22 protein-coding genes are annotated in these 24,930 nt (G+C 70.6%); 8 read left to right on the top strand and 14 right to left on the bottom strand.

Features of this window, described 5'->3' with window-relative positions:
• Positions 1-191: 191 nt before the first annotated feature.
• Entirely contained in the window at positions 192-956 is a 765-nt protein-coding gene (locus AB4Z48_RS20040; RefSeq protein ID WP_441617075.1) for a TetR family transcriptional regulator, read from the top strand.
• Positions 957-1,237: 281 nt separating this feature from the next.
• Here the strand turns inward: AB4Z48_RS20040 and AB4Z48_RS20035 are convergent, their stop codons facing one another.
• Both AB4Z48_RS20035 and AB4Z48_RS20030 read right to left on the bottom strand, forming a co-directional pair.
• Positions 1,238-3,544 (bottom strand): patatin-like phospholipase family protein, encoded by a 2,307-nt coding sequence (locus AB4Z48_RS20035; RefSeq protein ID WP_441617116.1) that lies wholly within the window; start codon positions 3,542-3,544, stop codon positions 1,238-1,240.
• A 175-nt stretch (positions 3,545-3,719) separates the two neighbouring features.
• The gene (locus tag AB4Z48_RS20030; protein WP_441617073.1) at positions 3,720-3,935 is read right to left on the bottom strand and encodes a hypothetical protein; all 216 of its coding nucleotides are present in this window, start codon (positions 3,933-3,935) and stop codon (positions 3,720-3,722) included.
• Between the two features lie 269 nt (positions 3,936-4,204).
• Here AB4Z48_RS20030 and AB4Z48_RS20025 point away from each other — a divergent pair, with 269 nt between their 5' ends.
• The 4 genes from AB4Z48_RS20025 to alaC all read left to right on the top strand — a co-directional run bounded on the left by AB4Z48_RS20025 (position 4,205) and on the right by alaC (position 7,881).
• Positions 4,205-4,921, top strand: coding sequence for a PadR family transcriptional regulator (locus AB4Z48_RS20025; protein ID WP_441617071.1), 717 nt, complete (start codon positions 4,205-4,207; stop codon positions 4,919-4,921).
• A gap of 81 nt (positions 4,922-5,002) precedes the next feature.
• Positions 5,003-5,818 carry a siderophore-interacting protein gene (locus tag AB4Z48_RS20020; protein WP_441617069.1) on the top strand — a complete coding sequence of 272 codons (816 nt, stop codon included), beginning with the start codon at positions 5,003-5,005 and terminating at the stop codon, positions 5,816-5,818.
• Positions 5,819-5,964: 146 nt separating this feature from the next.
• Complete coding sequence (locus AB4Z48_RS20015) at positions 5,965-6,471, top strand: winged helix-turn-helix transcriptional regulator (RefSeq protein WP_441617067.1); 507 nt, start codon at positions 5,965-5,967, stop codon at positions 6,469-6,471.
• A gap of 153 nt (positions 6,472-6,624) precedes the next feature.
• Entirely contained in the window at positions 6,625-7,881 is a 1,257-nt protein-coding gene (gene alaC, locus AB4Z48_RS20010; protein ID WP_441617065.1) for an alanine transaminase, read from the top strand.
• A gap of 9 nt (positions 7,882-7,890) precedes the next feature.
• Here alaC and AB4Z48_RS20005 read toward each other — a convergent pair whose 3' ends face one another.
• The 5 genes from AB4Z48_RS20005 to AB4Z48_RS19985 form a co-directional block, all read right to left on the bottom strand.
• Positions 7,891-9,048, bottom strand: coding sequence for an enoyl-CoA hydratase/isomerase family protein (locus tag AB4Z48_RS20005; protein WP_441617063.1), 1,158 nt, complete (start codon positions 9,046-9,048; stop codon positions 7,891-7,893).
• 8 nt (positions 9,049-9,056) lie between these two features.
• Positions 9,057-9,827, bottom strand: coding sequence for an enoyl-CoA hydratase (locus tag AB4Z48_RS20000; protein ID WP_441617061.1), 771 nt, complete (start codon positions 9,825-9,827; stop codon positions 9,057-9,059).
• Positions 9,824-10,726: a 3-hydroxyisobutyrate dehydrogenase gene (gene mmsB, locus AB4Z48_RS19995; protein ID WP_441617059.1), complete on the bottom strand. Its 903-nt coding sequence runs from the start codon at positions 10,724-10,726 to the stop codon at positions 9,824-9,826. Before mmsB ends, AB4Z48_RS20000 begins: the two co-directional genes overlap by 4 nt.
• A 25-nt stretch (positions 10,727-10,751) precedes the next feature.
• Positions 10,752-12,278: a CoA-acylating methylmalonate-semialdehyde dehydrogenase gene (locus AB4Z48_RS19990; RefSeq protein ID WP_441617057.1), complete on the bottom strand. Its 1,527-nt coding sequence runs from the start codon at positions 12,276-12,278 to the stop codon at positions 10,752-10,754.
• Positions 12,279-12,341: 63 nt separating this feature from the next.
• A complete protein-coding gene (locus AB4Z48_RS19985) occupies positions 12,342-13,475 on the bottom strand; it encodes an acyl-CoA dehydrogenase family protein (protein WP_441617055.1) in 1,134 nt (377 codons plus the stop codon).
• A gap of 169 nt (positions 13,476-13,644) precedes the next feature.
• Between AB4Z48_RS19985 and AB4Z48_RS19980 the strand changes: the two genes are divergently transcribed.
• Positions 13,645-14,754 carry an AraC family transcriptional regulator gene (locus AB4Z48_RS19980; RefSeq protein WP_441617053.1) on the top strand — a complete coding sequence of 370 codons (1,110 nt, stop codon included), beginning with the start codon at positions 13,645-13,647 and terminating at the stop codon, positions 14,752-14,754.
• Here AB4Z48_RS19980 and AB4Z48_RS19975 read toward each other — a convergent pair.
• Positions 14,751-15,968 (bottom strand): GGDEF domain-containing protein, encoded by a 1,218-nt coding sequence (locus AB4Z48_RS19975; RefSeq protein WP_441617051.1) that lies wholly within the window; start codon positions 15,966-15,968, stop codon positions 14,751-14,753. The two genes, AB4Z48_RS19980 and AB4Z48_RS19975, sit on opposite strands and share 4 nt — an antisense overlap.
• 285 nt (positions 15,969-16,253) lie before the next feature.
• On the opposite strand from AB4Z48_RS19975, the gene AB4Z48_RS19970 reads away from it, so the two are divergent.
• Positions 16,254-17,177 (top strand): LysR substrate-binding domain-containing protein, encoded by a 924-nt coding sequence (locus tag AB4Z48_RS19970; protein ID WP_441617049.1) that lies wholly within the window; start codon positions 16,254-16,256, stop codon positions 17,175-17,177.
• A gap of 144 nt (positions 17,178-17,321) precedes the next feature.
• The gene (locus AB4Z48_RS19965) at positions 17,322-18,164 is read left to right on the top strand and encodes a substrate-binding domain-containing protein (protein WP_441617047.1); all 843 of its coding nucleotides are present in this window, start codon (positions 17,322-17,324) and stop codon (positions 18,162-18,164) included.
• Positions 18,165-18,246: 82 nt separating this feature from the next.
• Here AB4Z48_RS19965 and AB4Z48_RS19960 read toward each other — a convergent pair whose 3' ends face one another.
• From AB4Z48_RS19960 to AB4Z48_RS19935, 6 genes are all read right to left on the bottom strand, one after another.
• Complete coding sequence (locus AB4Z48_RS19960; protein ID WP_441617045.1) at positions 18,247-19,689, bottom strand: FAD/NAD(P)-binding protein; 1,443 nt, start codon at positions 19,687-19,689, stop codon at positions 18,247-18,249.
• A gap of 7 nt (positions 19,690-19,696) precedes the next feature.
• Entirely contained in the window at positions 19,697-20,974 is a 1,278-nt protein-coding gene (locus AB4Z48_RS19955) for an acyl-CoA dehydrogenase family protein (RefSeq protein ID WP_441617043.1), read from the bottom strand.
• Between the two features lie 66 nt (positions 20,975-21,040).
• Entirely contained in the window at positions 21,041-21,970 is a 930-nt protein-coding gene (locus tag AB4Z48_RS19950) for an ABC transporter substrate-binding protein (protein WP_441617041.1), read from the bottom strand.
• A gap of 42 nt (positions 21,971-22,012) precedes the next feature.
• A complete protein-coding gene (locus AB4Z48_RS19945) occupies positions 22,013-22,840 on the bottom strand; it encodes an ABC transporter ATP-binding protein (protein WP_441617039.1) in 828 nt (275 codons plus the stop codon).
• The gene (locus tag AB4Z48_RS19940; RefSeq protein WP_441617037.1) at positions 22,834-23,880 is read right to left on the bottom strand and encodes an ABC transporter permease; all 1,047 of its coding nucleotides are present in this window, start codon (positions 23,878-23,880) and stop codon (positions 22,834-22,836) included. The genes AB4Z48_RS19945 and AB4Z48_RS19940 overlap by 7 nt, the downstream gene beginning before the upstream one ends.
• Complete coding sequence (locus AB4Z48_RS19935) at positions 23,861-24,919, bottom strand: ABC transporter substrate-binding protein (RefSeq protein WP_441617035.1); 1,059 nt, start codon at positions 24,917-24,919, stop codon at positions 23,861-23,863. Before AB4Z48_RS19935 ends, AB4Z48_RS19940 begins: the two co-directional genes overlap by 20 nt.
• Positions 24,920-24,930: the final 11 nt, after the last annotated feature.

Here is a 24,930-nt window from a genome sequence, read left to right as displayed (position 1 = left end):
CAATGCCGCGGCTCTCCGGGCAGGCCGCGCCGCCAGGGAAGGCGTAGAAGTTACATGGATGTGCTGCCTGAGGATGGGTCGGGGCGGCCCGCTGCACCARCAAGGCTTGCCGGCGGTTTCCCCTTGCTTGCCGGGACCATGGCGTTAGACCCATAATCCGATGCATTACATTGCCGGCATCCTTCGAGCCTATGACCCGTACACGCAATCGTTCTCTCGCCACCATACTCGCCGACAGCGCCGTCCTCGACAAGCCGCTGCCGCGCAAGTCGGCCGAAGGGGCGCAGGCCGCCGCCGGCCCGCTGGAGAACGAGACGGCACGGCGCATGCTGGAGATCGCGGAACGCCTGTTCGCCGAGCACGGGGTCGAGCTGGTGCCGCTGCGCCAGATCGTGGTGGAGGCGGGGCAGCGCAACCGTTCAGCGCTGCACTATCACTTCGGTTCGCGCGAGGCGCTGGTCAGCCAGTTGCTGAATTTTCGGCTCACGCATGTCAACAAGGTGCGCAACCGCTACCTGGACGAGGTCGAGGCCGCCGGCCTGGCGGGGGATGTGCGCGCCATCGTGGAAGCGTCGATCAGTGCGCTTGCCGATACCATCCGCGATACCCCCTGGGGCGCACGCTACGTGCAGGTGCTGGCGCAAGCCACGTTCAGTCCCAGCCTGGTCAATGCCGACCTGATCGATCCGGACGCCATGACCGGCGTGTTGCGCGCGCGCAGGATGATCGCCGCCGCGCTGCCCGCGATGCCGCGCAAGGTGCTGCACCTGCGGCAGGTCTGGTTCAACAACAGCGCGGTGTATTCGCTGGCGCAGTGGTGCCGGCGCGCGCGCGGGCCGCGCGGGCTGCCGCCGGTGGCCGAGCTGGTGGACTACTGCACGGCAGGCCTGACCGCGCCGATCAGCAAGCCGCGCATCGTGCCGGCTGGCGCGCGGGCAGAAGGCAAGGGCGAGTAGATTGCGGCCGCCAGTGTAGTTTTTGCGCAGCAGGAAACGCCAAAAATGCAAAAAAAGCGCTGAAAAGCCAGAGGCGCGTGCATGTGTCACCCGATCAGGTGATGGCGCCGCCTGCCGGACTCTCTATGATCCGGCGCTGAGGCGTGCCCCGCGACCCGCCTCTTTAGTCCTTCAGCCCTTGACCACCCCGGCCAGGGGCTTTTCTTTGGCCGGGTTTCCGGCTCGTACGGTGCGGGCCTCGATGTGCTGGCCTCCCTGGCCGTTCAGGCGCATGCATCCCCTCAAGGCTTGCCCAGGAACAGGTAGAAGCTGTAGCGCCCGCCCGGGGCCCGCCCGTAGGCAAGGTAGAACGGGCCGACCGGGCTATCCAGCGCCAGGAACAGCGAGCCTGACTTGAGCAGCCCGGTCGGGCTGCCCGCCACCAGCGGCCCGCCCATGCGCCCGGCTTCGAGCGACATGCCGGCATATACGCCCTCCAGCAGGGTCTGCTTGACGAACTTGTTGTAGTAGACGAGGCGCGCGAACTCCAGGTTGCTGCCGATCAGTTCACCCGTGCTATAGCCCGATTGCTTCAGGAAGCCGCCCCACTGGAACAGGTCGTAGCGCGGCAGCGGATTGCCACCAATATTGCTGCCCGCCTTGAAACCCACGTTGATCGTATGCTCGCCGTACGACCACGCAAAGGTGCCGTCGGTATCCGCCTTGACATAGGCCTGGTCGGCGCCGAGTGCGTGCTGCGACGCGTAGACGCGCAGGGCGCCGCCATAGCCGAAACGGGGAAAGTTCACGCTGTCGAGCTGGTCGAACAGCAGCCGCCCGGTGATGGCGCCCCGGCCGAAGCTGCCCGGTCCCGGGCTCAGCAGGGCCGGGCCGGTGCTGAGCGAGGCGTTTTCATGTCCGGTGAGGACACCCAGGCGCGCCTCGCCGTACTTGGTGAACTGGCTGCCCACGTCGAGCGCGGCGTCCATGCGCCGGAGGTCGTAGATGGCAACGCGGTTGCCGCCGCTGTAGATATTCACCGGCCGGCGCTCCAGTTCGATGCGCGGGGCGACGAAGAAGTACTGGTGCACGTCGAGCGGCTGGTAGAACTCGCTGACGAGGCTGCTGGTCTGCCCTGCCTGGAGATCGGTTCGCCATTCCGCGCCGAGCGAATTGAGCCAGGTGCGGCGGTAGCTGGCCAGTACGTTGAAGAAGGCATCGCCGCGGAAATCCGAGTTCAGGCCAAGTCCGAAGCGCAGGTAGTTGGGGCCGTAGGATTTCTCGACGGCATCCACCGCCAGCACACGCTTGCCGGGCTCTTCGAGAAAGCGGTAGTTGACGTGCTCGAAGTCGCCGGTGCCGAACAGGCGCCGCATGTCCTGGTCGAGCTGGTCCTGCTGGATCGGCTGGCCAGGCTTGGTCTCCATGGTGGCGGCAGCGAAGTCCGGGTTGACGCGCTTCATCGGCGCGAAGCGGATTTCGTCGACGCCGCGGGAGTCGGGCGGCGCGAGGGATCGCTGGCGCACACGCAGCGCGGCATACGCCTGCGGTGGCAAGGCCAGTGCCGAAAGGCGGTCCGCCACCTTGCGCGCCGCCGCCTCGCCGATGGGGATGGTCTTGAGCAAGTTGTCGAAGTCGCCCGCGGAGAAATCGCCCAGCTCCGGCTGGATCAGGATGTCCTGCGGCTTGAGCTGCGCCAGCGAGGCGCGCACGTTCTGCTCGCTGAGGATATTGAGCATCTGGCTGGTCACGCCGATCACCGAGGTCAGGTCTTCGCGCTTCATCAGGGTGGTGCCGAGATTGACCGCGATGACGATGTCCGCCCCCATGCGGTGCGCCACGTCGACGGGCAGGTTATCGGTCAGGCCGCCGTCCACCAGCAGCCGCCCCTCGTATTCGACCGGCGCCACCGCGCCGGGCACCGACATGCTGGCGCGCATCACGTTGGCAAGTTCGCCCTGGCTGAACACCACCGCGGTGCCGGCGACGAGGTCAGTGGCCACCGCGCGGTACGGAATGGGGAGCGAGTCGAAATCGCGATAGCCGGGCGTCCGCGCCAGCGTGCGCAGCACGGTTTCGAGCTGGACACCCGACACCAGTCCTTTGGGCAGCAGCAGGCCCTTGCCGCTGACGCCGATCTCGGGCGTGACCAGGTTGGTGTGGTCGTCTATCTTGCGGCGGATCGCCAGGTCCTGGCGTGGCGGGCGCTCCTTGAACAGCTTCTCGGTGGAAAGGCCGCCGACCAGTTGCGCCATCTCGTCCGGCGCCATGCCCGTGGCATAGGCCCCGCCCACCAGCGAGCCCATGCTGGTGCCGGCGATACAGTCTATCGGCACGCGCAGCTCATCCAGCACCTTGAGTACGCCGATATGCGCGGCGCCGCGCGCCCCGCCGCCCGACAGCACCAGGCAGATGCGCGGGCGCCCGACAACTGGTGGGGGGCCTGCCACCGGGGCAGCGGGCGTGCCGGGCTGTGTAGCTTGGGCAGGTTGGGCCGGTTGCGCCGGTTGCGCGGGTTGCGCGGGTTGCGCGGGCGCCAGCGGTGCCGCTGCGCTGGGCTGGACCGGCTCCGCCGTCTGGGCCGGCACATCGCGCGATACGCCCGACATGGCCAGCAACGCCAGGACCGCCAGCATGGCCGGCAGCCGGTATATGCGGGTACGGAAGGACGAAGAGTGCATGGATGGCGACGGCAACGGCTGGCTTTGGCTTCCTCGCTCGCGCGAAGGCTTGCCGGAAGGCCCGGCGCTGCGCTGCCGGCATGCGCTCCGGCCCGGATAACGACTAGGGCAGGGTGTGGCCGCGGCCCGGCGGGGGCATCGGGGCCATCGTGGCCGGCGTCACGCCCGTGGATTGCTTGAGCGGGCCCGCATAGCCCGCCTCGTCCTTGCCTCGCCGGCGCGCGCCGGGTCCGCTGGCCCGATACACGGCGTGCTTCTGCGCATGCGCCGCGCCCGCGGGGGGCGGCCGCAGGCTTGCGGCATCCAGGTGCAATTCCATGGCGTGTTCCTCGGGTGGGCGGCGCGTTGCGGCGCACGACGCGCTACGCGCCGTGCCTGCTTAGAGCCGGGAGGCGTCTTTCATGTTCGATCATGGGCCGGGGCAGGGCAATTGAATGTTTTCGTGATTTACCGCGGTTTGTGCTGCACAACATGCCGTGCGCACCCGGCCACGCGCCTGGCTGACGGCTTCCGTTCTCTCCGGCCTTGACTTTATTACTTACGATATATATCTTAAGATATGTTTTTAGATAGTCAGGAGCACTCGCCATGCGTCACCCCCTCATGATGGGCAGGATGGGTCACCACATGCTTGCCCACCTTTCTTCTCACTTTTCGTCCCACCCGCATCAGGCCATCGGGCGCCACCGCCATGGCGGCGGACCCGGCGGCTTCTTCGGCGGCGGCGGGGACGGCTTCGACGGCGACGGCGACAGCTGGCGCCGCGGCCGCAAGTTCAGCTCCGACGACCTCCAACTGATGCTGCTGTCGCTGCTGGAAGAAAAGCCCAGCCACGGCTACGAGCTGATCAAGGCGCTCGAGACCCGCACCAATGGTTTCTACAAGCCCAGCCCCGGCATGGTGTATCCGGCCCTGACCTTCCTGGAGGAGGTGGGCTACGCCACCGTGGACAGCGAGGGCAACAAGAAGCGCTACCAGCTGGCCGAACCGGGCCGTTCGCACCTCGACGCCAACCGCGAGCGGCTCGCGCTCATGCTCAACAAGCTCAAGCACGTGGCGCGCAAGATGGAATGGGTGCGGCGCGCCTTGTCGGGCGACAACGCCGAGGCGGGCGTTGCCGAAGACGATGCCGACACCCGCGGCGGCTGGCTGCCCGAGTTCGTGCAGGCGCGGCTGGCGCTCAAGCGTGCCTTGCTGCTGCGCACGGAAGCCAGCCCGGCCGAGCAGCGGCGTATCGCCGCCATCCTCGCGCGGGCGACCGCGGAGATCGAAGCAGAGCCGCCCGCGCAAGCCGCGCCGCGCTGAGCGCCGGCCCTTGCCCTTGCCCTTGCCCCTGTCCCTGCGGACACCCGCACGACACAAGCCAACCAACAGGACCAGATACCGATGACTACCCGCGACCTCACCGTCCAACGCGTTCGCCATACCCTCAAGATGCGCCTGCTGCAGGTGGTGCGCACGCAAAACGTGTCGCCGCAGTTGCTGCGCGTCACCCTGGCCGGGGGCGACCTCAAGGACTTCGTCTCCGCCTCCTTCGACGATCACGTCAAGGTCTTCTTCCCCGCCCCCGGCCAGCACAAGCCCGCGCTGCCGGAACTTGGCCCCAACGGCCCGGTGTTCCCCGAAGGCGCGGCCAGGCCGGCCGCGCGCGACTACACGCCGCGCCGCTACGATCCGGTGGCGGGCGAACTCGACCTCGAGTTCGTGCTGCATGGCGACGGCCCCGCCTCCACCTGGGCCGCGCAGGCCGCGCCCGGGCAGTATCTCGGGGTGGGCGGCCCGCGTGGCTCATTCGTGATTCCCGACGGCTTCGACTGGCACCTGCTGGTGGGCGACGAGACCGCGCTGCCCGCCATCGGCCGCCGCCTGGAAGAACTGCCGGCCGGCGTGCGCGCGCTGGCGGTGGTGGCGGTGGACAATGCCGCGGCCCGGATCCCGCTGCCCAGCCGCGCCGAGGTGGAAGTCCGCTGGCAGCATCGCGACAGCGCGCCGGACGGTGATGCAGGGCTGCTCGAACGGGCCCTGCGCGAGATCACGCTGCCGCGCGGCGAAGGCTATGTATGGGCCGCCGGCGAGGGCGCCGCGATCCGCGCCGTGCGCCAGTACCTGGTGGGCGAGCGCGGCATCGAGAAGGGCCGCATCCGCGCGGCCAGCTACTGGAAGGCCGGTGCCGCCGCCGTGCACGAGAACCTGGACGACTGAGCGCGCGGCTTGTCCTTGTCGCTGGCGCAAGGCGGTTTTACAATGCAACCGCTCCGCCGCGGGCGCCGTTCCCGCCGGGGCCGCGCCAACGCCGCGCGCCGCATTCCGCGGCGTGGCACCGGCGGCCTGCTCACGGAGTTGCGTCTATGGTGCGGCGAACCAGCCTGGAAGGCGCCGAGTGTCCGGTGGCCCGCTCGCTCGATGTGATCGGCGACTGGTGGTCGCTGCTGATCGTGCGCGATGCCTTCGACGGCCTGCGCCGCTTCGGCGAGTTCCAGCGCAGCCTCGGCCTGGCCAAGAACATCCTGTCCGACCGCCTGCGCACGCTGCTGGCGCACGGCATCCTCGAACAGGTGCCGGCCTCGGACGGCAGCGCCTACCAGGAATACGTGCTGACGGCAAAGGGCCGTGGCCTGTTCCCGGTGGTGGTGGGGCTGCGCCAGTGGGGCGAGGCTTTTTTCTTCGCGCCCGGCGAAGCGCATTCCGTGCTGGTGGACGCCGTGGCCGGCAAGCCCGTGCGGCCCCTCGAGGTACGCGCCGAAGACGGCCGCCTGCTGGGGCCGGACGATACGGTGGTGCGCAAGGTGGACGGCGCCGGCGGCAAGGCGGTCAGCGCCGGCAGGCCGCGCACATCCCGTGCATCGCGTGGATAGCGTGGGTAGCGTGCGTAGCGTTGGATAGCGCCGCGCTGCGAAAACCCGTGGACGCCACGCGCATTCGCCGCTAAGATCTTTTCCGTTCGGCCGCAAACAACGGCCGGCAGCGTCGCTCGGACGGTTCCGGGCGCTTACGTTCAAGGAAAATTCATGTCCGCCTCCGCAGGCAAGCGCCGCTTCGCGCGTATCGATCGTCTCCCCCCGTACGTCTTCAATATCACCGCCGAGCTGAAAATGGCGGCGCGCCGCCGTGGCGAAGACATCATCGACATGAGCATGGGCAATCCGGACGGCGCCACGCCGCCGCATATCGTCGCCAAGCTCACCGAAGCCGCGCAGCGGCCCGACACCCACGGCTACTCCGCCTCCAAGGGCATTCCGCGCCTGCGCCGCGCCATCTCCCACTGGTACCAGGAGCGCTATGCGGTGGAGATCGACCCGGACAGCGAAGCCATCGTCACCATCGGTTCCAAGGAAGGCCTGGCTCACCTGATGCTGGCCACGCTGGACCGCGGCGACACCGTGCTGGTGCCGGACCCGAGCTACCCCATCCATATCTACGGCGCGGTGATCGCCGGCGCCGATATCCGCTCGGTGCCGCTGGTGCCGGGCGTGGATTTCTTCGCCGAGCTCGAGCGCGCCATCCGCGGCAGCTATCCCAAGCCGAAGATGATCGTGCTGGGATTTCCGTCGAATCCCACCGCGCAATGCGTGGAGCTGGACTTCTTCGAGCGCGTGATCGCGCTGGCGCGCAAGCACGACATCTTCGTGGTGCACGACCTGGCCTACGCGGACATCGTGTTCGATGGCTGGAAGGCGCCGTCGATCATGCAGGTGCCCGGCGCCAAGGACATCGCAGTGGAGTTCTTCACGCTGTCCAAGAGCTACAACATGGCCGGCTGGCGCATCGGCTTCATGGTGGGCAACCCGGACCTGGTGGCGGCGCTCACGCGCATGAAGAGCTATCACGACTACGGCACCTTCACGCCGCTGCAGGTGGCCGCCATCGCCGCGCTGGAAGGCGACCAGCAATGCGTCAAGGAAATCGCCGCGCATTACCAGACGCGCCGCGACGTGCTGGCGCGCGGGCTGATCGAATCCGGCTGGCCGGTGGAGATCCCCAAGGCCTCGATGTACATCTGGGCGCGTATTCCCGAGCCGTATCGCGCGCTGGGTTCGCTGGAGTTTTCCAAGCAGTTGCTGGCCAAGGCCAAGGTCTGCGTGTCGCCGGGCATCGGCTTCGGCGACTATGGCGACGAGTACGTGCGTTTCGCCCTGATCGAGAACGAAGGGCGCATCCGCCAGGCCGTGCGCGGCATCAAGGCGATGTTCCGCACCGACGGCCTGGTCAAGGTGCCGGTGGACGAGCACGCGCCGCACGGCCACGCACCCAAGGCGCGTGGCTGAGCGGGCTGCCTAGCCGAGGTCCGCCAGCGGGTGGGCCTCGGGCGGCCACGGGCTGGCGAAGAACGATTGCACCGTGGCGTCACTGACTTCCTTCGGCGAGGGCACGCGCCAGCGCGGCGCATTGTCCTTGTCCACGATCAGCGCGCGCACGCCTTCGATGAAATCGCCTTGCGTGAACGCGTGCGACACCACGCCCAGCTCCATGCGGAAGCAACTCGCCAGGTCCAGCCGCCTGCCGCGCAGCAGCAGCGCCTGCGTGACCGCCAGCATCAGCGGCGCACGCTTGCGCAGCACCTCCAGCGTAGCGGCCGCCCATTGCGCGTAGCGCGGGTCGGCTTCCGCCGCGAGGCTGGCGAACAGCTCGGACACGCTGGCGTCGGCGCGGAAATGCTTCAGCACGGCCGGCAGCATCGGCTGCAACGGGGCCTGCTCTGCCGCGGCATGGAGATGCGGCTGCAGTGCCGAGCGCAGTTTTCCGAGCACATCGCCGTCCCAGCGGATGGCGGCCAGCGTCTGCGCCAGGTTCTCCAGGCTGGCCGATGGCACGGACAGGTCGGCCAGTCCGCACAGCAGCGTATCGGCCGCGCCCAGCGTCACGCCCGTCAGCCCGACGTAGAGCGATAGCGCCACCGGCAGCTTGCCAAGGAAGAAGCTCGCTCCCACATCCGGCACCAGGCCGATGCCCGTCTCCGGCATGGCCACGCGCGAGCGCTCGGTGACCACGCGCAGCTGCGCGGCCTGCGCCAGGCCCATGCCGCCGCCCATGACGATGCCGTCCATCAGCGCCACCACGGGTTTGGGATAGCGGTGCAGGCGGAAGTCCAGTCGGTATTCGTCGACAAAGAACTCGCGGTGCAGCGGCGTGTCGGCGTGGAAGCTGTCGTACAGCGCGCGGATATCGCCGCCGGCGCAGAAAGCCTTGCCGCCGGCGCCGCGCAACAGCACCGCGACGATGTCGGGGCATCCGGCCCATGCCGAGAGCTGCGCGTCGAGCGCGCCGATCATCGGGTAGGACAGGGCATTGAGCTGGCGCGGGCGGTCCAGCGTGACCACGCCCACGCCGTTGATCGCTTCGAAGCGCACGCTGGGCGCGGCTGCAGTTGCTGCCGCGGCTTGCGCTGCGCTCGCCGGGTCTTGCTGGCCAGCCTCGTTCGGGTTCAGGCGCATGCGTGCTCCTATGCGTTGCGCCATTGCGGCGCGCGTTTCTGCAGGAAGGCGTTGACGCCCTCGCGCTGGTCCTCGCCGTCGAACAGGTCGACGAAGCGCTCGCGTTCCAGCGCCAGCGCGGGTCCGCGCGGCACGCCCTGGCGTGCCAGGTGCACCAGCTGCTTGCTGAATGCCGCCGCGCGCGGGCTGACGTTGCAGGCGCGCTCGGCCAGTTTCAGGGCGCTGTCGAGCGCTTGCCCGGCCGGCACCACTTCCTCCACCAGGCCGATGCGCAGGGCCGTGGCGGCATCGACACGCTCGTTGGCCAGGATCATGCGCTTGGCCCAGCCTTCACCCACCAGCCACGGCAGCGTCTGCGTGCCGCAGCCGCATGGGAGCAGACCCACGCCGGCCTCCGGCAGCGCCATCTGTGCCTGCTCCTCGGCGATGCGCACATCGCAGGCCAGCGCGCATTCCAGCCCGCCGCCCATCGCATAGCCATTGATGGCGGCAATCACCAGCGGGCGCGCGTTCTGCAGCGCTTCGAAGGCTTCGCCGAAGCGCCGGGCCATCTCGCGCGCATGGGCGCGGTCGCCTTCGGCGAAGCCGTTGAGGTCGGCGCCGGCGCTGAAGAACTTGCTGCCGTCGCCGGTGATGACGATGGCGCGCACGCGCGCATCGGCGTCCAGCGTGGCCACCAGCTGGCGCAACTGCTCCAGCCCTTCGGCATGGAAGGCATTGGCGGGCGGGCGCTTGAGCGTGATACGGGCGATATGCCCGTCGATGGCGTGCTCGATCATGCCGCCGGCTCCTGCGGTTGCGCCAGGTACTGGCGGATCACGCCGGAGAAGTCGAGCTGGCCGTCGCCGGCATGGCTCATGGCCTGGTAGATCTGCTGCGCCAGCGCGCCCAGGAAGAGCGGCTGGCGCACGCTGCGCGCGGCGTCGGCGGCCAGGCCGAGGTCCTTGAGCATGAGGTCCGCGCCGAAGCCGCCGCTATAGCCGCGCGAGGCCGGCGCGGTCTCGATCACGCCCGGATAGGGGTTGCAGGTGTCGGCGGCCCAGCAGCGCCCGGTGGAGGTGTTGACGATGCCCGCCAGCACGCCCGCCTCGATGCCCAGGCGCGCGCCGAGGGCCATCGCCTCCGACACCCCGATCATCGAGATGCCGAGGATCAGGTTGTTGCAGATCTTGGCGACCTGTCCGGTGCCGGTATCGCCACAGCTCACCACATTGCGGCCCATGCCGGCCAGCACCGGCTTGATGCGCTCGAAGAGCTCGGGCTGCGCGCCCACCATGAAGGTCAGCGTGCCGGCCTGCGCGCCGCCGGTGCCGCCGGAGACCGGCGCGTCCGCCATCGGGTTGCCGCGCTTGCCGGCTTCAACGGCCAGCGCGCGGATGGTGGCGGGGTCGATGGTGCTCGAATCCACCAGCGGCACGCCGGGCCGTACGCTGGCCAGCACGCCATCGGCATCGAGATAGGCCGCGCGCACGTGTGCCGCGGCGGGCAGCATGGTGATGACGAAGTCGGCTTCGGCGGCCGCCTCGCGCGCCGACCGGGCCACCGCGGCGCCGTCCGCCTGCAGCGAAGCCAGCGCGGCGGGGCTGAGGTCGAACACGGTCAGGCTGTGGCCTGCCTTGAGCAGGTTGCGGGCCATCGGCGCGCCCATGTTGCCGAGACCGATAAAGGCGATATGCATGTTTGCTCCTTGCCGTTGACGCTGCTCAGCGCAGGTTGATGGTGGTGTTCACGCCGTCGTTCACGGTGGCGTCGTCGAACCAGCGCGCCGTGACCGTCTTGGTCTGGGTGTAGAACTGCACCACCTGCTTGCCGTAGGGGCCGAGATCGCCGAGCTTGGAGCCGCGCGAGCCGGTGAAGCTGAAGTAGGGCACCGGCACCGGGATGGGGATATTGATGCCGACCTGGCCCACGTCGATCTCGCTCTGGAACTTGCGCGCCGCCGCGCCGCTCTGCGTGAACACGCCGGTGCCGTTGCCGAACGGGTTGCGGTTGACCAGGGCGATGGCCTCGTCGAGCGTGTCCACGCCGATCACCACCAGCACCGGGCCAAAGATTTCCTGGGTGTAGACGGACATCTCCGTGGTCACGTCGGCGAACACGGTCGGGCCGATGAAGTTGCCTTCCGGGTAGCCCGGCACCTGCACGCCGCGTCCGTCCAGCAGCAGGGCGGCGCCTTCGCGCACGCCGCTGTCGATCAGGGCGGTCACGCGCTGCTTTGCCGCCGCCGAGACCACGGGGCAGACATCGGTGCCGGGCTCGTGCCCGGCGCCCACCTTGAGCGTGGCAGCCTTGGCGACCAGTTCGGGCAGCCACTCGCGCGCCGCGCCGACCAGCACCGCGACCGAGGTCGCCATGCAGCGCTGGCCGGCCGCGCCGAAGGCGGCGCCCACCAGCGCATTGAGCGTGTGCTCGCGGTGCGCGTCGGGCAGCACCACGGCGTGGTTCTTGGCGCCCATCATCGACTGCACGCGTTTGCCGTGCGCGCCGGCCAGATCGTACACATGGGTGCCCACGGCGGTGGAGCCGACGAAGGAGATTGCCTTGATATCCGGGTGCGTGCACAGGGCATCCACCACCTCGCGCGCACCGTGCACCACGTTCAGCACGCCCGCCGGCACGCCGGCTTCCACCGCCAGCCTGACCAGTTCCATGGTGGACAGCGGGTCTTGCTCCGACGGCTTGAGCACGAAGGTGTTGCCGCACACGATGGCCATGGGGAACATCCACAGCGGGATCATGGCGGGGAAGTTGAACGGCGTGATGCCGGCGCACACGCCGATGGGTTGCTGCAGGGTGTAGGTATCCACCGTGGACGCCACGTTCTCGGCAAAGCCGCCTTGCTGCAGCGTGCCGATCGAGCAGGCGTGCTCCACCACTTCCAGGCCGCGGAAGATGTCGCCCTCGGCATCGGCCAGGGTCTTGCCCTGCTCGGCGGTGAGGATGGCGGCGATGCGCTTGCTGTGCTCGCGGATCAGGGCCTGGTACCTGAGCATGATGCGCAGGCGCGCGCCCAGCGGGGTGTGGCGCCAGGTGGCGAAGGCGTGCTGCGCGGCGCCCACCGCCGCGTTCACCTCGGCCGGCGTGGCCAGCGGCACGCGTGCCAGCACTTCCTGGGTGGCGGGGTTGACCACCGCGCGGAACTCGGTGGCGGCGGATTCCACCCACTCGCCGTTGATCAGCAGCTTGACGGTGGGAACGGCGGTGGTTGCGGTAGCGGGCTGGGCACTCATTGGGTGGTCTCCGTCGGTTCTAGGTTCGGGTGGTACAAGGCGGGAAAGGGGCAGGCATGCTGCTTAGAGGCTGCGCGCGATCAGCATGCGCTGGATCTCGCTGGTGCCTTCGTAGATCTGTGTGATGCGGGCGTCGCGGTAGTGGCGCTCGACCGGGTAGTCCTCCAGGTAGCCGTAGCCGCCATGGATCTGCAGTGCCTTGGAGCATACGCGCTCGGCCAGCTCGGAGGCATACAGCTTGGCCTGCGAGGCCTCGGACAGGCAGGGCAGGCCGGCGCTGCGCATATGCGCGGCGCGGTGCACCAGCAGGCGCGCGGCGTTCAGTTCGGTGGCCATGTCGGCCAGCATGTTGGCGATGGGCGGGTGCTCGCGCAGCGGGCGGCCGAACTGCACGCGTTCGGCGGCGTAGCGGCACGCCGCCTCGAAGGCCGAGCGCGCGATGCCCAGCGCCTGCGCGGCGATGCCGATGCGTCCGCCCTCCAGGTTGGACAGGGCGATGCGCAGGCCCTCGCCGGGCTCGCCCAGCAGCGCGTCGTGCGGCACGCGGCAGTCTTCCAGCGTGATGGCGCAGGTGTCGGAGGCGCGGATGCCGAGCTTGCGCTCCGGCGTGTGCACCACGAAGCCGGGCGTGTCGGTGGGCACCACGAAGGCCGACAGGCCGCGCTTGCCTTGTTCCGGTTCGGTGGCGGCGAACACGATGGCCACGCCGGCACGCTGGCCGTTGGTGACGAACTGCTTGCTGCCGTTGAGCACCCAGCCATCGTCCGTCGGCCGCGCGCGGGTACGCAGGTTGTGCGCCTCGGAGCCGGCCTGCGGCTCGGTCAGGCAGAATGCGCCGATGATCTCGCCCGCGGCCAGGCGGGGCAGGTAGCGGGCCTTCTGCGCCTCGCTGCCGTAGTGCAGGATGGGCCCGCACCCAACCGAGTTGTGCACGCTCATCAGCGTGGCGCAGGCTGCGCACCCGGCCGCGATCTCTTCGATGGCCAGCGCGTAGGCGACATAGTCGGTGTAGGTGCCGCCCCATTGCTCCGGCACGATCATGCCCAGCAGGCCGAGCGCGCCCATCTCGGCCACCACCTCGGGCGGCAGTTCGGCGGCGCGGTCCCACGCGGCCGCGCGCGGCGCCAGGCGCTCGCCGGCGAAGGCGCGGGCGGTATCGCGGATCATGGCTTGCTGTTCGGTCAGGTCGTGTGGCATGGCGGGTCGCGGTGGAGGTAGGTGGGGTTGCTGGCCGGGGCGCTGGTGCAACGTTCCGGCAAGGCCTGGCAGCAGTGTAGGAAGACGGCAGGGACGGTCCTATGCCAGAATCCGCCAGATTTGCTGAACTCGTTTGCCAGTTCCTTCGCCAGTCCCCGCCTGCCTGCCCATGGAAAAACACAGCGTCGCCATCTGTTTCGTCCACCACGCCATTGCCGGCCTGCGCGCGCGCGGCATTGCCCCGGAGCCGGTGCTGCAGGCCGCCGGCATCGCGCCGGCGCTGCTGGCGGTGCCGCAGGCGCGCGTCTCGGCCGCCAGCTACAGCGCCCTGTGGATGGAGGTGGCCGCCGCGCTCGACGACGAATTCTTCGGCCAGGATTCGCGCCGGATGAAATGCGGCAGCTTCGCCATGCTGTGCCACGCGGTGGCGGGCAGCAAGACGCTGGCGCAGGGGCTGGAACGGGTGGCGCGCTATTTCGGCCTGCTGCTCGACGATATCGGCGTGCGCCTGGTGCGCGAGGGCGCGGTGGCGGCCGGCAACGACCTCGGCAAGGCCATGGCCGGGCAAGCCGCCGCCGGGCACGAGCGCGCGGCGCTGGTACTGGCGGCTACCTCGCAGCGGCCGCCGGGCGTATTCGCCCAGGAGACCATGCTGATCATGCTGCATGGCCTGATGAGCTGGCTGCTGCGCCGGCGCGTGCCGGTGCTGCTGGCGGCGTTCAGCTATGCACAGCCGCCCTATGCCGCCGAATACCGGCTGATGTACTCGCGCCATCTGGCCTTCGACCAGCCCGCCACGGCGCTGGTGTTCGACGCGGCCTGGCTGGAACAGCCGGTGCACCAGGACGAGCGCAGCCTCAAGGCCTTCCTGCGCGACGCACCGCACAACGTGGTGGTCAAGTACAACGACCGCAGCAGCATCATGGCGCGCGTGCGGCGCCAGTTGCGGGCCCTGGCGCCGGAGCGGTGGCCCACCTTCGAGCAACTGGCCCAGGGGCTGCACATGTCGCCGTCGTCGCTGCGGCGCCGGCTGATGGAAGAGGGCGGGACCTACCAGCAGCTCAAGGACGAGCTGCGGCGCGACCTCGCCATCGAGGCGCTCAGCCATTCCAGCCGTCCGCTGGCGGAGATCGCCGCCGAGCTGGGGTTTGCCGAGCCCGGCGCCTTTCACCGCGCGTTCAGGCGCTGGACCGGCTCACGGCCCGGCGCCTACCGCGCCACCAGCGCTTGCGCCGCTGCCGACACTTCCGGCGCCGCCATGGCCGCGGCCAAGGCCTAGCGACTCGCCATGCCCACGGGTGCCGGCGCCTGGATGCCGGCAGCGTCCGGCAGCATGCGGTTGCGCCCGGACAACTTGGCCATGTAGAGCGCGGCGTCGGCGCGCGCCATGAGCTGCGCCAGGGTCTCGCCGGGCTGCCATGCGGCGTAGCCACCGCTGACGGTATAGCGCACGCTGTCCGGCGGGCGGCTTGCATTGCCTGTATTGCTTGCGTGGCCCACGTGGCTGGCTTCGGCCTGGGCGCGGATGCGCTCGGCGGCGTGGCGGGCGTCGTCCAGCGAGCATGCGGGCAGCAGCACCACGAACTCCTCGCCGCCCATGCGGCCGATGCGGTCTGGCGCGCGCAGGCTGGCCGCCGCCAGGCGGGCGAACTCAGCCAGTACCGCATCGCCGGTGGCATGGCCGAACGTGTCGTTGACCGCCTTGAAGTGGTCGATATCGACGATCAGCAGCACCGGCGCCCGGCCGCCGCGCGCGGCGCGCGCCAGCTCGCGCCCGGCCTCGTCCTCGAAGGCCTTGCGCGACAGCACGCCGGTCAGGAAGTCGGTATTGGCGATGGTTTCCAGCCGGCGCACCATGGCGTCGTGGACCATCAGCACCGCGCCCATGCTCAGGGCCGGGATGGCCAGCGCGCCCACCACCAGGAAGCCCGCGTTCAGCCCCGGCGAGGCCATGGTGGCGGGGTCGTCCATGACGGCCAGTGCGGACAGCACGCCGCGCAGCGTATGCGCCGCGGCAAAGAAGAAAGCGAAGCCGGCGGTGGTCAGGTGATGGCTGGTGGCGCGCCCGCGCGGGCGGTAGCGCACCAGCGCCACGCCGGTTGCGGCGCAGAACCACGCGTGGAAGGCCGAGACGATCACCACGCGCGTGTTGAAGTCCTGGAAGATGTAGCGCCAGGTCACGATGCCGCCCATCACGGCCAGCGTGCAGGCCACCAGGCGCCGCCATGGCGGCTCGCGCCCGCAGAAGCGCAGCGTGCCGGCGTAGAACAGCGCCAGCGCCCATGCCAGCGCGCCGTTTGCCACCACGACGGCCAGCACGTCCGTGATCCTGCCGCGCAGCGTAAACAGCGTCAGCGCGCCGATGGCCGTCAGGGCGCAGTACCACCACTGCGTCACGCCCGGCTGGCCGCTGCGGCGCAGCGACCAGACGATGCCCAGCATCATGACGCTGAGCAGCGTCGTGACTGCCAGCAGGGCGAACGGGTCGTTCATCGGCCGGTTTCCTCCGGGTGGGGGGCCGGCCCGGGGCGGGCAGGCGAAGCCCCGGAGAATACCGCAGGCCGGCGCCGCCCATTCACCTACGCAGGTGGGGTGTCGGGCACGCGCGGGCGCCGGGCGGCGCTAGAATGGCAGGCCCGGGCCTTTGATCGGCGGCGCGCATCAATGCCGCCTGGCATGCGCCGCTTGCGGCTGGCCTGCGCGCCGCTCGATGCCACCCCGATCCACCGGGATACACCCCGTACCACCCTGATACCACCCCGAAACCACCAAGACACGATGCAACAGATCAGATTCGACCTCGGCGACCTGCAGGCCATGGTGGCGGTGGTGGAGCAGGGCGGCTTCCGCGCCGCGGCGGAGGCGCTCAGCCTGTCGCAGCCAGCCCTTTCGCGCCGCATCGAGAAGCTCGAAGAGGCGCTCAACGTGAAGCTGTTCGAGCGCACCACGCGCCGGGTCACGCTGACGCTGGTGGGACGCGAGTTCGTCGGCAAGGCGCGCGCGGTGCTGGCGGAGGTGGAAGCGCAACTGCTCGGCATCGGCGATCCGGCGGCCGCGCGCAGCGGCGAGGTGACCATTGCCTGCGTGCCCTCGGCCGCGCATTACTTCCTGCCGGCGGTGATCGCGCGTTTTCATGCGCAGTTCGCCAATGTGCGCGTCAAGATGGTGGACGAAGGCGCCAATGTGGTCCTGCACAGCGTGGCCAGCGGCGAGGCGGACTTCGGCCTGAACTTCATCGGCACCCAGGAGGCCGACCTGCTGTTCGAGCCGCTGCTGCGCGATCCCTTCGTGCTGGCCTGCCACCCGGCGCATCCGCTGGCGCGCCGCCGCTCGGTGAAATGGGCCGAGCTGGGCAAGTACACGCTGGTGGCGCTATCCCGCTCGAGCGGCAACCGGCTCATGCTGGATCTGGCGCTGGCCGACGTCCCGGGGCGGCCGGCGGCGTTCTACGAGGTGCGCCACGTCAGCAGCGTGCTGGCGCTGGTGGAGGCCGGGCTGGGCATCGCCGCGGTGCCGCGCCTGGCGCTGCCGGGCGGCGAGCGCGCCGCGCTGGCCGCGGTCCCGCTGCGCGAGCCTGCCGTGACCCGCACGCTCGGCATCCTGCGCCGCCGCGGGCAGATGCTGTCGCCGCATGCGCAGGCGCTGTACGAGATGGTGCTGGAAGCCGTGCCCGGGCGGGGCAGAAAGCGGGGCGCGCATTGATGCAAGGAAGCGATCAATGCCAAGAAAGATTGCATTATCGCGGCCCGGCGGCCTTGCATAGAATGAGCGGCCCACCCGCCGAAACACCGATGCGAGACCTCCGCGGCGGCGGGTCTTTCCCTTCAATGCCCACCGAGAGCGCATATGTCTATCTCATCGGCCAGCCGGCCCGTCCGTCACTCCTTTCCCCAATCCCGCCAGCCGTGGCCTGCGCTGGCGCTGGCCGTGGCCGCCAGCCTGGTCCTGGCTGCCGGCAATGCGCTGGCCGACGAGGTCAAGGTCATGAATTCGGGCGGCTTCACCGCCGCCTACAAGGCGCTCGGCCCGAGCTTCGAGAAGGCCACCGGCCACACGCTGAGCACGGCCTGGGGCCCCTCGATGGGCAAGTCGCCCGAGGCGATTCCCAACCGCCTGGCGCGCGGCGAGCATGCCGACGTGGTGATCATGGTGGGCTATGCCCTAGATGACCTCGTCAAGCAGGGCAAGGTGATACCGGACAGCCGCACCGACCTGGCTGATTCGCGCATCGGGCTGGCGGTGCGGGCCGGGGCGGCCAGGCCGGATATCGGCACCGTGGACGCCTTCCGCGACACCTTGCTCAAGGCCGGCTCGATTGCCTATTCGGACAGCGCGAGCGGGGTGTACGTCGAGAAAGAGATGTTCAGGAAGCTCGGCATCGAGGAGCAGGTCAAGGGCCGCGCCCATATGATCGAGAAGATCCCCGTGGGCAGCGTGGTCGCCAGCGGCGACTACCAGGTCGGCCTGCAGCAGGTGAGCGAACTGCTGCCGGTGCAGGGCATCACCTTCGTTGGCAAGATTCCGGAGTCGATGCAGAAGATCACCACCTTTGCCGCCGGCGTGCCCGTCGGCGCCGAGCATCCGGATGCGGGCCGGGCCCTGATCCGCTACCTGGCCTCCCCGGCCGCGCGCGCGGAAGTGGAGCGCAGCGGCCTTGACCCGATCGTCAGCCCGAAGGCGGTGCGCTAAGACAGCGCGATTAGACAGCGCGGTCAGGCAGCTTGTTCAGGCGGCGGCCGGCGGCCTTCTGCCCTTTTGCCCTTCTGCCCGCCTAGGCTGCCTCGGCCTGGATCACCGCCTCGGGCCAGGCAGACAGCTCCAGTTCCCCGACCAGCCTCGCGGCCAGCGCCGCGGCCTGGTTGCGCACGTCGATGATGGTGCCGGACTCCCAGAGCGCGCCGCGCAAGGGCGCGCCCAGGGCGCTGAGGCCCGGCACCGCGCGGCCGCCGCGGTCGAACACGATGCCGCGCGCGTCGCCGTCCACGCCGGATCCCGCCGCGGCCGGGCGCACCAGGCCGCGCGCCAGCAGGCTGCGCACCAGCGGCCGCTCGTTGCCGGCATGCCAGCCATATTCCGCGCCGGTGCAGTTGACGAGCCCGTCCACCGTGGGCACCGCGGGCAGCTCGCGCGACAGGCGCAGCGCCAGCCGGCCATCGCCCGAGCGATCCAGGCGCGTGACCCGCGCGGCATGGACGCGCAGCCGGCCTTGCGCGCGGACTGCCGCTAGCACCGCATGCGTGGGCGGCGCCGCCCGGTGCAGCAGGTTGTCCCAGAACGGCCGGGCATGACGCAGGAAGCGCTGGCGCTCCGGCACGCTGGCGGCTGCCCACAGCGGGCCGATATGGGCGCGCAGCGCGGGCGGCACGCTCTGCCAGTCCAGCCCCTGCGCGGTCAGCGCACGGCACTGGGCGCGCACCCGGCGGACCACGTCGCGCGCGGTGGGGGCGGCCAGCGCCGCCGGCCCGGCGGCGGCAAGGAAGTCGTCGCACGGTCCCGCCCCGTGGCGCAGCCAGGGCAACAGCGCGCGCCGCGAGAAGGCATGGTAGGTGCCGCTGAAGCCGAGCCGCTCCAGTGTCGCCACCACGTCGAGCATGGTCAGGCTGGTGCCGGCCAGCGCAATGTCGCGCGCGCCGGCCAGCGCGGCCAGCGCATCCGGCTGCCAGGGATCGGGCACATAGCGGCCGTCGGCTTCGAGCGCCGGGTCCTGCGCCAGCGCGGGCCGTGCCGGCTGCACGCCGGTGGCCAGCACGATATGGTCGGCGTCCCAGCCGCGGCCGTCGGCGCCGCGCACACGGTGCGGCACGCCGATGGTCAGGTCGGTGATCTCCGTGCGCACATGCTCCAGCGTGGCACGCCCGGCGGCGGCGGACAGCGCGCGCGCCAGCGTGTCGCGCAGGTAGTCGCCATAGACGCTGCGCGGGGCGAAGGTGTCGTCGGCCGTGGCGGCATGGGCGTGGCCGTGCCCGACCAGCCAGTGCGAGAAATCCTCCAGCGTTTCCGGGAACAGGCTGAAGTTCAGCGCGGGCCCGTTCAGGTAGTGCGCCGGGTCCGGTGTGCTGTAGGCCAGCCCGCGGCCTACCTCGGCGCGCGGCTCGAACAGGTGGATGGCCAGTGGCACGCTGCTGTCGCGCAGCAGGCGGATGGCGGTCAGGGTGCCGGCCATGCCGCCGCCGACGATGGCGATGCGGCGCGGGCTGTAGCGGGGTCGGGTCATGGCAGTCTCAGGTTGCGGCGGGGGCGCCGGTGGCCGCGCGCAGGGCCTGCGCGCCCGCGCCCGCCAGGATGGCGTCGTTCTGCGGGGTATGGATGCGGCTGCACAGCACGTTGCGGTAATGGCGCTCGAGCGGGTTGCCGCGCGACAAGGCCGGGTTGCCGGCCAGCCTGAGCGCCAGCTCCACGGCGGCGATGGCGTTGTCGGTGACGTTGAGCTTGAGCAGGTTGCTGTCGGTGACGCTGGCCGGCGCGCCCGCATCCGCGTCGGCGCTGAAGCGGTCCAGCAGCACGCGGTTGGCCAGCAGCCAGGCGTCGATGCGGCCCACCGCTTCCTGGAAGCGCGGCAGCGTGGCGAGCGGCGCGCCCAGGCTGCCGGGCGCGCGCAGGTTGAGCCAGCCGGCAAACCAGTCGCGCGCCGAACGCGCCACGGCATCGTACAAGGTGCCGAGCAGGGTGGCGGTCCACGTGGCCCAGGCCGGGTCGACGCGCTCGGCCCAGGCGGCCGGCTGGCGCAGGTCCACGGCGTATTCGGCCGGCAGCGGGGCGTTGTCGAAGATCACGTCGTGGCTGCCGGTGGCGCGCATGCCGAGGTGGTCCCAGGTCGGCACCACGGTAATGCCCGGCGCGTCGCGCGGCACCAGGAACACCCCGGTGCGCGGACTGGCCTCGTCGGTGCGGCCCCACACGGCCAGCCAGTCCAGCGCGGGGATGCCGGTGGCGTAGATCTTGTGGCCGGACAGGATCCAGCCGTCGCCATGGCGGCGCGCCACCGTGCCGGGCAGGCCGCCGCGCGCGGGCGAGCCAAGCTCCGGCTCCACGCGCAGCGAATTGATCAGCGCGCCATGCGCCACCGCGCTGCGCTGCACGGCCTCGCGCACCGCCTGCGGCCACTGCGTGTCGTTGGCGAGGTTGCGGTGGCCCAGCGTCTGCATGACCAGCACCAGTGCCGTCGACGGGTCGCCCGCGGCAACGTGGTGGATCACGCGGCGTGCCTCCGCCAGCCCCGCGCCGGCGCCGCCGAGCGCGCGCGGCACGGTGAGCGAGAGCAGGCCGAGCCGATGCAGTTCGGCGATGTTCTCGTGGGCGAAGCTGGCGTCGCGGTCATGGGTGGCGGCGCGCGCGGCGAAGCGCTCGGACAGCGCGCGCAGGATGTCGTCAGGGGGCAGGGCGCGTGGTGCCGGGCCGGGTGCCGCATCGGGTTCGAGGGAGGCGGGGGCGAAGCCGCTCTGGCGATGCCAGTCCGCTATGCGCTGGCGGTTGCTCKTGCCGCCCGGTGACAAACTCATTCTTGCTCCTGTGTCGCGATGTTCTGCTGCTTGTGTGTTCGAAGTGTGCGGCGCACCGGTGCGCCCTCAGTGGCAGATCAGGCCGCTCTCCACCAGCATGGTGTTGAAAGCCGCCTCGCCGGCGGCGGCGTCGCGCCACCGGGCGAGCTGGCCGTCACGCTGCCGGCTCGCCAGCCACTGCTCGAGGTAGCGCACGGATTGCGAATCGGCGCGGGGCAGGGTCAGCAGCGGGCCTTCGCCGTGCAGCAGCAGCGGCGCTGCCGCGAAGAAACGCCATTCGGGCAGGCGCATGACGCGCGCGGCCAGCGCGGCGTCGGCCGCCACCGCCGCGCACTCGCCGCGGCGGAAAGCCAGCAGCGCCTGCAGCGCGGACGGATAGCGGCGCAATTCGGCACCGGCGCGGGCCAGCGCGGGCGCATAAGGGCTGTCCTGGCTCGCGCATGCGGTCTTGCCGGCCAGCAGGCCGAGCCGGTCCACCGGTGTGAAGCGCAGCGTCAGCAGGGTGCCTGGGGGAATGGCGGGCGCATGCACGGTGGCCGCGCGCGGCCGCGCGGCACCGGCGTTGCCGAAGACGAGGTCGGTGCCGGCGCCGGGTGGCCCGGCATCGCCGCCGGGCGCCGGGGCGGGGAGGTGGCGCAGCCTGACCGGCACGCCCAGCGCACGGCCGAGCTCAGCCGCCAGCGCAGCCTCGGCGGGATCGGGCACCGGCACCAGCGGCCGCCCGGGCGGCGTGGCGCGCGCATAGGCGTGCACGCCGACCACCAGCTCGCCGCGGGCCTGCGCTTGTTGCAGCAGCGGGCCGGGAACAGGCTGTTGCTGCCACGGCAAGCCTGGCAGGAGCCAGCCCAGCAAGGCGGCGCCGGCCAGGGCACGCAGGGTGATGCCGGCGATCCGCCGCGCCGCGCGTGCCAGGCGCGGCGGCGTTGCGGCACGTCCGGGCAGCACGTCGGCGCCAAGCCACCAGGCGCCGTGCAGGTGCCAGAGTTCATCCGGCATGGCGATCCCGCGGTGCGGGGCGTGGGCCCTGCATGCGCCGGCCTACCATCCCTGGCCTAGTCCCAGCAGGCCGAGGATCTCGCGGCGCAGCCGGATCAGTTCGGGGTCGTCGCGGTGACGCGGGTAGGCACGGTCGATCTTCAGTTCCGCCGTGATGCGCGCGGGACGCTCGCTGAACACGATCACGCGCGTGGCCAGCAGCAGCGCTTCTTCCACGTCGTGCGTGACCAGCAGTGCGGTGAAGCCGGCGCGCTGCCACAGCGAGACCAGTTCGCCCTGCATGCTCAGGCGCGTGAGCGAATCGAGCTTGCCCAGCGGCTCGTCCAGGATCAGCAGGCGCGGCTCGTTGACCAGCGCGCGCGCCAGCGCCGCGCGCTGCGCCATGCCGCCGGAGAGCTGGCGCGGATAGGCCCGGGCGAAATCGCTCAGGCCCACGCGCGCCAGTGCGTCGTCCACGCGCCCGCGCTGGCTGCCCAGCAGGCCGCGCGCCTCGAGCCCGAGCGCGGCGTTGTCCCACACGGTGCGCCAGGGGTAGAGCGTGGGATCCTGGAACACCACCACGCGGCTCGGATCCGGCCCGCTGATGGGCACGCCATCCACGGCCAGCGTGCCGCGCCGAGGCGCTTCCAGCCCGGCCACCAGGCGCAGCAGCGTGGACTTGCCGCAGCCACTGGGGCCGAGCAGGGCCACGAACTCGCCGGGCTCGGCGGTGAGGCTGACGCGGTTGAGCACCGGCAGTACCTGGTCGCGCAGGCTGAAATGGTGGCTGACCTGGTCGATGGTCAGGCGCACGCCGTTGCTGGCCGCGGCCAGCGATGTGTCCGGCGAAGCGGCTGCCGGGGCTTGTACGGCTGCGGCAGCGCTTACCATTTGACGACTCCTTTCTGCCATGCCAGCAGGCGATCGCGTGAGCGGAACAGCAGGGTGATAAGGCCCGAGAACAGGATTGCCATGACCAGCAGCGCGCCGTACATGCTGGCGTAGGCGGCCCAGCCCTGCGCCCATTGCAGATACCAGCCAAGGCCGGACTTGACGCCCAGCATCTCGGCCACCACCAGCACCGAGAACGAGGCGCCGAGCCCCATGAACAGGCCCACGAACACGCTCGGCAGCGCGGCGGGAACCGCCACCTTGAGCACCAGGAAGCGCTCCTTCGCGCCCAGCGTGCGGGCTACGTCGTAGTAGGCCGGGTCCACCGCGGCCACGCCGGACCATGTCAGCACCGTGACCGGGAACCAGGTGGCCAGGGCCACCAGGAAGGTCGCCGCGCTGGCGCTGCTGGGAAAGGCGAAGAACACGATCGGCAGCCAGGCCGTGGCCGGCAGCGGCCCGAGCAGGCGCAGCACCGGGTGGACCCAGTAGCCGGCGCGGCTGGACCAGCCGATCGCCACCCCGGTGAGGAAGCCCGCCAGCGCGCCGAGCAGGTAGCCGGTGGCCAGCAGGCGCAGCGAGTGCGCCACGGCGTCGGCCAGCTTGGCGTAGTCGTCCAGGAAGACTTCGAGCAGCGCCTGTGGCGGTGCGAAGAAGGGCCGCGGCAGCAGACCCAGCTTGGCGGTGACCACTTCCCAGACAAAGGTGAGCACCGCCAGCACCAGCAGCCATGGTCCGGCACGGCGCAAGGCGGCGCCGACGCCGCCCAGCCGGTGCTGCACGAAGGCCAGCACCAGCAGCACGGCGGCCAGGCCGGCGAACAGCTGCGCGGTCTCGTGCGTCAGCGGCCAGTCTTCCGCTTCGGGCCAGAACTTCACCGTGGCGGCCACCGCCAGCCAGCCCGCCGCGGCCAGCGCGCCGCCGAGCCAGACGCGCCGGACGGCCGGCGCGGGCAGGGCGAGGAAATCGTCGTTGCCATCGAAAGCGCGATCGAAGGTATCGTGCGCGCCGCGCTGCCCGTCAGCTGAGTACGTTGGCATAGATGCGCTCCGCGAATTTGGTGGAATCGGTGCCGGGGCGGATCACCGACACCAGCTTGAGTTCGTCCGTGTACTGCGCCAGTTCCTTCTTCAGGTCAGCGCCGGTGGGATGATGGCCGTGGGTGTGGCTGCGGAGCATGGCCACCACATCGCCCTGCGGCACCTTGGCGAACTCCGCGAAGTGGCGGGCCGTTTCCTCCGGGTGGGCCACGGTCCAGTCCTGCGCCTGCAGCACGGCGTGGGTCAGCGCGGCGGCGGTGGCCTTGTCCTCGCGGATCAGGCTGCCGCGGATACCCAGCACGCAGCAGGCGCGGCTGGCGTATTCGTCGGAGAGATTGGTGGCCACCTCGACCAGGCTGCGTTCCTTGCGCAGCAGGTAGGTGCGCGGGTCGCCGTCGGCGGCGGCCTGGGCTTCGCCTTTTTCCAGGGCGATGCCGAGCAGGTCGGCCGGGTACTGGCGCCATTGCACGTCGCGCACCGGATCGATGCCGCGTTTGGCCAGCAGGATGGAGAAGAAATTCTTGGCCGGGCTGGCCATGTCGCTCACCGCCACGGTCTTGCCCTTGAGGCTCTTGAGGTCGGTCACGCCGGAGTTGCGCGTGGTCAGCAGGCGCATGCAGCCGCCGTGCGTGGCGGCGGTGAGCTTGACGTCGAAGCCCTGCTCGAGCGGCTTGAGCCAGCGCAGCGCCATGCCCACGCCGGCATCGGCCTTCCTGGTGGCGATGGCTTCGAGCAACTGGTCGGTGGAGCCGCCGAAGTTGACCAGTTCCACATCCAGCCCGTGGTTGCGGAAGATGTTCTCCTTGAGCGCCGCGGCCACCGGCGCCAGGCACACCGAGCTGGCGTTCCAGGCCAGCCTGACCGGCTTGAGCTGCCCGGCGGCGCGGGCGCGCGGCGCCCACACGAACGGCGCGGCGCCGCCTGTCACCGCCAGCGTGCCGGCGGCCTTCAGCCAGCCGCGGCGGCTCAGGGTGCCGGTGGCGCGCGGGGCGTCGGCGGGACGGTTGACGGCAGACGGCTGCCCTGGCTCTCGATGCATGGCACTCCTCG

This window comes from Cupriavidus sp. 2TAF22, from assembly GCF_052115045.1.
In the GTDB taxonomy this organism is placed as follows: Bacteria; Pseudomonadota; Gammaproteobacteria; order Burkholderiales; family Burkholderiaceae; genus Cupriavidus.
The sequence above is the reverse complement of the archived record's forward strand: the minus strand, read 5'-3'. Positions and strand labels throughout refer to the sequence as shown.

Bases quoted from the DNA above. Each gene is read 5' to 3' on its own strand.
- AB4Z48_RS19950 (WP_441617041.1), bottom strand. From the start codon at position 21,970: ATGCCGGATGAACTCTGGCACCTGCACGGCGCCTGGTGGCTTGGCGCC.
- AB4Z48_RS20025 (WP_441617071.1), top strand. From the start codon at position 4,205: ATGCGTCACCCCCTCATGATGGGCAGGATGGGTCACCACATGCTTGCC.
- AB4Z48_RS19985 (WP_441617055.1), bottom strand. From the start codon at position 13,475: ATGCCACACGACCTGACCGAACAGCAAGCCATGATCCGCGATACCGCC.
- AB4Z48_RS19935 (WP_441617035.1), bottom strand. From the start codon at position 24,919: ATGCATCGAGAGCCAGGGCAGCCGTCTGCCGTCAACCGTCCCGCCGAC.
- AB4Z48_RS19945 (WP_441617039.1), bottom strand. From the start codon at position 22,840: ATGGTAAGCGCTGCCGCAGCCGTACAAGCCCCGGCAGCCGCTTCGCCG.
- AB4Z48_RS19980 (WP_441617053.1), top strand. From the start codon at position 13,645: ATGGAAAAACACAGCGTCGCCATCTGTTTCGTCCACCACGCCATTGCC.
- AB4Z48_RS20005 (WP_441617063.1), bottom strand. From the start codon at position 9,048: ATGCGCCTGAACCCGAACGAGGCTGGCCAGCAAGACCCGGCGAGCGCA.
- AB4Z48_RS20030 (WP_441617073.1), bottom strand. From the start codon at position 3,935: ATGGAATTGCACCTGGATGCCGCAAGCCTGCGGCCGCCCCCCGCGGGC.
- alaC (WP_441617065.1), top strand. From the start codon at position 6,625: ATGTCCGCCTCCGCAGGCAAGCGCCGCTTCGCGCGTATCGATCGTCTC.
- AB4Z48_RS19975 (WP_441617051.1), bottom strand. From the start codon at position 15,968: ATGAACGACCCGTTCGCCCTGCTGGCAGTCACGACGCTGCTCAGCGTC.
- AB4Z48_RS20020 (WP_441617069.1), top strand. From the start codon at position 5,003: ATGACTACCCGCGACCTCACCGTCCAACGCGTTCGCCATACCCTCAAG.
- mmsB (WP_441617059.1), bottom strand. From the start codon at position 10,726: ATGCATATCGCCTTTATCGGTCTCGGCAACATGGGCGCGCCGATGGCC.
- AB4Z48_RS19970 (WP_441617049.1), top strand. From the start codon at position 16,254: ATGCAACAGATCAGATTCGACCTCGGCGACCTGCAGGCCATGGTGGCG.
- AB4Z48_RS19940 (WP_441617037.1), bottom strand. From the start codon at position 23,880: ATGCCAACGTACTCAGCTGACGGGCAGCGCGGCGCGCACGATACCTTC.
- AB4Z48_RS20040 (WP_441617075.1), top strand. From the start codon at position 192: ATGACCCGTACACGCAATCGTTCTCTCGCCACCATACTCGCCGACAGC.
- AB4Z48_RS20015 (WP_441617067.1), top strand. From the start codon at position 5,965: ATGGTGCGGCGAACCAGCCTGGAAGGCGCCGAGTGTCCGGTGGCCCGC.
- AB4Z48_RS19990 (WP_441617057.1), bottom strand. From the start codon at position 12,278: ATGAGTGCCCAGCCCGCTACCGCAACCACCGCCGTTCCCACCGTCAAG.
- AB4Z48_RS19960 (WP_441617045.1), bottom strand. From the start codon at position 19,689: ATGACCCGACCCCGCTACAGCCCGCGCCGCATCGCCATCGTCGGCGGC.
- AB4Z48_RS20000 (WP_441617061.1), bottom strand. From the start codon at position 9,827: ATGATCGAGCACGCCATCGACGGGCATATCGCCCGTATCACGCTCAAG.
- AB4Z48_RS19965 (WP_441617047.1), top strand. From the start codon at position 17,322: ATGTCTATCTCATCGGCCAGCCGGCCCGTCCGTCACTCCTTTCCCCAA.
- AB4Z48_RS20035 (WP_441617116.1), bottom strand. From the start codon at position 3,544: ATGTCGGGCGTATCGCGCGATGTGCCGGCCCAGACGGCGGAGCCGGTC.